At 46.5% G+C, this 5,819-nt stretch carries 4 protein-coding genes; 1 reads left to right on the forward strand and 3 read right to left on the reverse strand.

The genetic code is table 11. The features are described 5' to 3' along the window. The first annotated feature begins 143 nt into the window (after positions 1–143). On the forward strand, positions 144–1,010 hold the full coding sequence (locus E1163_RS02995) for a T9SS type A sorting domain-containing protein (protein ID WP_155169311.1): 867 nt from the start codon (positions 144–146) through the stop codon (positions 1,008–1,010). A gap of 46 nt (positions 1,011–1,056) precedes the next feature. Here the strand turns inward: E1163_RS02995 and E1163_RS03000 are convergent, their stop codons facing one another. The 3 genes from E1163_RS03000 to E1163_RS03010 all read right to left on the reverse strand — a co-directional run bounded on the left by E1163_RS03000 (position 1,057) and on the right by E1163_RS03010 (position 5,412). Continuing rightward, entirely contained in the window at positions 1,057–1,431 is a 375-nt protein-coding gene (locus tag E1163_RS03000; RefSeq protein WP_155169313.1) for a response regulator, read from the reverse strand. Positions 1,432–1,464: 33 nt separating this feature from the next. Then, positions 1,465–4,545 (reverse strand): PAS domain-containing protein, encoded by a 3,081-nt coding sequence (locus E1163_RS03005; RefSeq protein ID WP_155169316.1) that lies wholly within the window; start codon positions 4,543–4,545, stop codon positions 1,465–1,467. Positions 4,546–4,989: 444 nt separating this feature from the next. Further along, complete coding sequence (locus E1163_RS03010) at positions 4,990–5,412, reverse strand: rhodanese-like domain-containing protein (RefSeq protein WP_155169318.1); 423 nt, start codon at positions 5,410–5,412, stop codon at positions 4,990–4,992. Between the last annotated feature and the right edge of the window lie 407 nt (positions 5,413–5,819).

The raw sequence follows: 5,819 nt of genomic DNA on the forward strand, positions 1-5,819 counted from the left end.
ACTCCCCGGCAATAATCTTACACAACTAAGGACTACCCTCTTAATGCACAGGTATCGCAAAGATTAAGCTCGTAACTTTCTTCTACGGAGAAAGCTGAAAATCCTTCAAAGAGTAAGCGCCAAAAAACCAACCGATTTTACTTATGAAAAATTTAGTTCTCATTTTGATGTTTCTGGGCGTCAGTGTGTACACGTCGGCTCAGACTTGCAGCACATGTGCCGATCCTAACAACGACATCACCAGAAGCGGCTCTACCATGACGGCCCGCAGCGCTCAGGCTTACTACTGGGAAGTTTGCAGTGGCCCGGCCACCATCTCAGGCTCTAGCACCTCCCGGTCCATTACGCTGAACCTGCCCTCGTGTACTTCCTCTACCAGCAAAGTCCGGCTGGTGCGGTTTGTTAATGGCAATTGTATCGAGTCTTGTGAAGTGGTTAAAACGGCCAGCCCGTCCTGTCCTCCTTCCAGTGCCTTGTATGTGGGCAATGAAGGCGGCGGCGGCCTGTGCACTACCGGCTATGCGTCCCTATCCAGCGCCTATGCCAACTGTATCGCCTATATAGACTGGACATGGGCCCTCGGCGGCTACACGGGCTCTGCGGGAAGAACTACCTCCAACCATTGGGTACCCATCTATTATCCTTCCGGAAACTGGAACAACTACTACCTGGTGGTATATGCTAAGGTGACGCTGGTCAATGGCACCGTTTGCAATCTCAGCAAAAGCCTGCTGTTGAATTGTGGAAGTGGCCCTACTCCCATTCAGCAAATGGAACCGGACCAATCGTCCATGTACCCTAACCCTATTAAGCCTCAGGGAACCTTAACTTTGAATGATTTGGATGGTATCAGCAATAAAGCTGAGATATTTGATATGAATGGCACGCCCCGGGGAACCTACGACGTCGTAGAGAAGTCTATCAACATTGGCGACTTAGAGCCCGGCCACTATTTTATTCTGTACAGGAATGATAAAGGCGTTCATAAAAAGCATTTCATTGTTGAGTAAACTTCAATTGAGTCAGGAAGCCGGGCTATTACAGTCCGGCTTCTCTTTATTTATCGGCAATACAATTCCTGACCTTCTCTAACAGCTCGTTCATTTGAAATGGCTTGGCTATGTAGTCGTCTGCCCCTGCGGTCTCAGCTATGGTCTGGATGTCGCGGTTGGCGGAGAATATGATCACAGGTATGGCCCTGGTTGTGGCCTGGGATTTGAGTTGGGTGCAGATCTCCCGGCCATCCATGCCCGACATCCACAGGTCAAGCAGAATAAGGTCCGGCAGATTATCTCCAAGCTCCAGTACAGAGTTACCGTTGGCTGTAGTTTCCACCTGATAGCCGCCAATCTCTACCAGCATGATTTCTAATACATCAAGAATACTCGGGTCGTCATCTGCTACCAATATTCTCTTCTTCTCTTCCGACATGGTTTAATTTATCCTTCTATTTAACATAATATTTTAGGTCCCGGAAACAGGTAAGGTAAAGTAAAACTTCGAACCTTCTCCTTTTTTACTCTCTACCCACACTTTACCTCCGTGTCTTTTCACGATTTCGGCCGAAATGTACAGCCCCAACCCCAGGCCGGGATAGGTTTCATACCCTGTACCTTCAACCCTGTAAAACCGGTCAAACACTTTTTCCTTTTCATCTTCTTCCAGACCTAGTCCAAAATCTTCAACACTAAGCACCAGCATCTTGTTTTCATTTTCTACTGCACTACGAATAATTACTCTATCCGCACCGGGCGAGTATTTGATAGCATTAGTCAGGAAGTTGACCAGCACCTGTCCTATCCTCTCGCGGTCACCGGTGATGGTGATGTTTTCGCTCAGCTCCTCTTCTACCCTGTGCTTTTTAGAAGTCCGCTGCACTTCTTCAGCCACCTCACTGATCAAATCATTGATTTTGAAGGCTTCTTTCCTGAATTTCAGCCTGCCCTGTTCTATTTTAGTCACATCAAGCAGGTCGGAGATCAGGCCTGTCAGTTTATTGAGCTGTGCATCCATTTTGCCGAGCATTTCGGCAGATTGCAGGTCACTGGCATCTTCAAAACGCTTTTGCAGCACCTGGGTATAAGCTTTAATACTGGTTACGGGGGTTTTTAATTCGTGGCTGGCTATACCCAGAAAGTCGTCCTTTTGCTGTTCAAGAGCTTTAACTTTGCTTATGTCACGCGACACGGCCACCAAACGCTCCACCTTGCCTCCGGCTCCGTAAATTGGCGCCACGAGGGCATCCCACCAGGCAAACTGTCCGTCTTTGTTGGTACTATGCCCTATAAAATGGCCTGTTTTACCATTTTTGGCTTTTTCAATGGCGTTTAAGGCGTCGTTGTAAAACTCTCCCTTCAAAAACAAGAGCCATGATTTACCTCTTATTTCTTCAAAATCCTCAACTTCCAGCATCTCAAGACCTTTAGCATTTACAGATAAAAGGTTACCCTCAAGGTCCAGTGCCTTCACACAATCAGGACTGCTCTCGAGCATAGTGCGGTTAAACTCCTCACTACGCCGCAGGGCTTCTTCGGCCCGTTTCTGCCGGGTAATGTCCGTAAGCGAAATCAGAGCCAGCCGCACATCACCGTGGTCATCAAATATAGGTGTTCCCCGAACCAGCATCCATCCGTCTGTTTCTTTTTTGTCGTGGTAATAGCGGAAGATCATTTCACTGTTTTTTTCTCCCCTCAATATCCCGGCAGTAACAGATCGGTCGGCGGAGACATTCCTGCCTAATTCGTCTTCCACCCTAAAGCGGGTATTGAACTTCTTCCTTACCGTATCAATATGTTTATCGGTTAGCAGCTCCTGTATGGAGTCATATCCCAGATATTGCGCGCCCAGCTCATTGCCAAACAGTATTTTACCATTTTTATCAAACAGTACAATCCCGGAAGGAACATTGTCAAACGTGGTGTAGAGCAGGTCACGTGTATATTTTAATGATTCCTCAGCCTTTTTCTGTTCGTGAATATCGGTATTGGTGCCAAACCAAAGTTCTATTTCCCCATCGGCATCATATAAAGGCACTGCCCGGCCCAGGTGCCAGCGGTATTCGCCGTCATGCCTCCTGAGCCTGTACTCAATCTCGTATTCCCTGCCTGTTTTCAAAGATTCGTTCCACCGGTCCACAGTCCTTTGCAGGTCATCTTTATGATGAATGGGGCGCTCCTTCCAACCCCAGCCTTCAGTGTCGCTCATTTTACCGATATATTCGTACCATCGTTCGTTGTAGTATTGAATATTACCGTCTTTATCAGCAATAAAGGCCATTTGTGGCATGGCTTCTGCAAAAGTCTTGAAGCGTATCTGGCTAAGACGCAGGCTTTCTTCGGCCCTGCGCCGTACCGTAACATCGTGGCCGAGTACTACCACCCCGCGTACATTGCCATCGTTATCTTTATCAGCCACATACTCAACCTCAAGGTCTTTCCGTTCGCCGTTAAGGGTAAAGTTGGTTTCGAAAGAGCAATTTTCCCCACCAAAGGCCCTGTCCATATAAGGCTTTGACCTTTGATAGGTCTCCTGACCTACTATATCCGGAATAGCCGCTCCCTGTACTTTTTCCTTGGGCAGTCCGTACCACTTTTCATACATCTCATTCGCAAATAAATAGCGCTTGTCGGGGGTTATGTAGGCTATAAATGCCGGAATAGCATCGTTAACCAGGCGCATAAGATTTTCCCGGTGCGAAAGGGCTTCCTCCGTCTTTTTGCGCTCGGTAATGTCTGAAAAAAGCACGGCCACCTTTTTGCTGTCCTGCTCACCCAGCCGGAAAGCATAGATTTCGAACCAGCGGTCTTCTTTTTCATATTTTTCTATGAGACTTTTGGGTTCGCCAGTGCGTGCTATATCGCCATAGATCCTGAGCCATTTGTTATCCAGGTCAGGGATCAATTGGGAAATCCTTTTGCCCACCGGATTATGGGTAATGGCATGCTTTTCAAATGCGGGGTTTACCTCCAGGTATTTCAGGTCTACAGGCCGGTCGTTATCATCAAAAATAACTTCCAGCAAGCAGAAGGCCTGGTCCATGGAATTGAACAGCGTGCGGTATTTCATTTCACTTTCCTTGACCTTCATCCGGCTCACCACCTGCTCGGTTACATCCACGCCATGCACAAAAATACCCTCAATCTTTCCGTCACGGTTTCTGTAGGGCTGGTAAACAAAGTTCAGATAATACTGCTCCAGCTCTCCATTGCCGTTGCTATTGATTTTCACCGGGATCTCATTTCCCTTAAACTCTTCTCCTGTTGTATAAACCTTGTTGAGAATATCGAGGAATCCCTGGTCTTTAGCTTCAGGAATACAATCTTCCAGCCTTTGCCCTATTACATTTCTGTCCGTACCTACCAGTTGCATGTACTTTGGGTTGGCAAACTCAAAGATATGCTCGGGTCCGCGGAGCACCGCAATAAATGCAGGTGACTGCATGAGCAGATCAAAGGGAACATTTTGCATAAACTCCTGCTGGCTATTCTCCTGTGAAGTGTTATTGTCCGGCTTATGACCGTTATGTTTATTTGTTGATGTACCCAATCTTTTGTGGTTTGTGTTCCTTAATCCCTCGTGCCATAGAAAAGTTCAAAAACTAAGCATAAATGCTTGGAATTGCAGGCCGTCTGAAGAAAACTTTCTGAATATCAGCACATGCCGGTTTTTTAAATGCGTTTTCCTTACCTCTAATACCCAATACAGCCCTTGATCATCGATCAGTTTTCCTTTTTAGTAATACGGAAAAAATTTGATTACCTGAAATAAAGCAGGTGAAGCGCCATCTTATAAATACAGGATTTTAAGCTGAAATATGGAAGTCCAAAGCTGCTGAAAATCAGTTAAAAGATGATTCTGGAAGCCTCTTTATTGTTGCCCTGAACCTTATAAAAGAAGCTCATTAGTAATGCCTGTTTCTTCATGCCATAACAACAGTCTAAAAAGGCAAGTGTTAAAGAGTAATAGAAAGTAAGTTATATTTTTTTAGCTCTATTGTGCAGGTGGTGGCCCGGTATGCCAGGCGCGCATACCTCCGTCAAGGTCATAGATCTTTTTGAAACCCATTTCTTTAAGCTTTGAGGCCGCCTCAGCGCTTCGGTGTCCGGCAGCACAGTAGAGGGCCACCGGTTTGTTCTTATCCAGATGGCCTGCCCGGCTCACAAAGTCGTCAGCCCAGTAATCAATATTGACTGCCCCCGGGATCCGGTCAAGGTCAAACTCCTTTGGCGTACGTACATCCACAACCTGAAGCCCCTTCTGCTGCTCCAGCAGCTCATGGAACTCCACAATATTCACCAGCGTAATCACCTTCTCTCCGCCCTCTGAAGCTTTTTCCTCCTGACCTTTATCAGAACTGCAGGAAACAAACAGAGTAACCATTAACAAAACCGGAAGCAATACTCTCTTATTCATAACTAGTGGCCATTAGTACGGGAAATCAATGTAGAACATTTTTTCATACATCATGTAATGGAAACGCGTAGTTGATTGCTGTTTTACGGTTGATGCTCTGCCTACTTTGGGTACATAGTCGTGCAAGACCATCCAATAAACCCGTCATCCTGAAATTTTCCGTCTCGTACACCAAAATATAAGACAAACCTCATGGAAAATATTCAGGATCCCCCGGATCAATGCTCTGCCAGAACCTTTAACCGCTGAGAACACCCCTATAATCCCCTCAAGGGGATAGTTAGTGCGCTGGAAATGTTCAAAATCCCGATAGTCAAACCACCCCATTTTTACCGATTACTGTTCACTGTTCACCAAAACACCTCGCAGTTTCCCAGCCGATGTCTCTCGCAGGGCGGTAGCATCTA

Source organism: Fulvivirga kasyanovii (genome assembly GCF_009711405.1).
Lineage (GTDB): Bacteria > Bacteroidota > Bacteroidia > Cytophagales > Cyclobacteriaceae > Fulvivirga > Fulvivirga kasyanovii.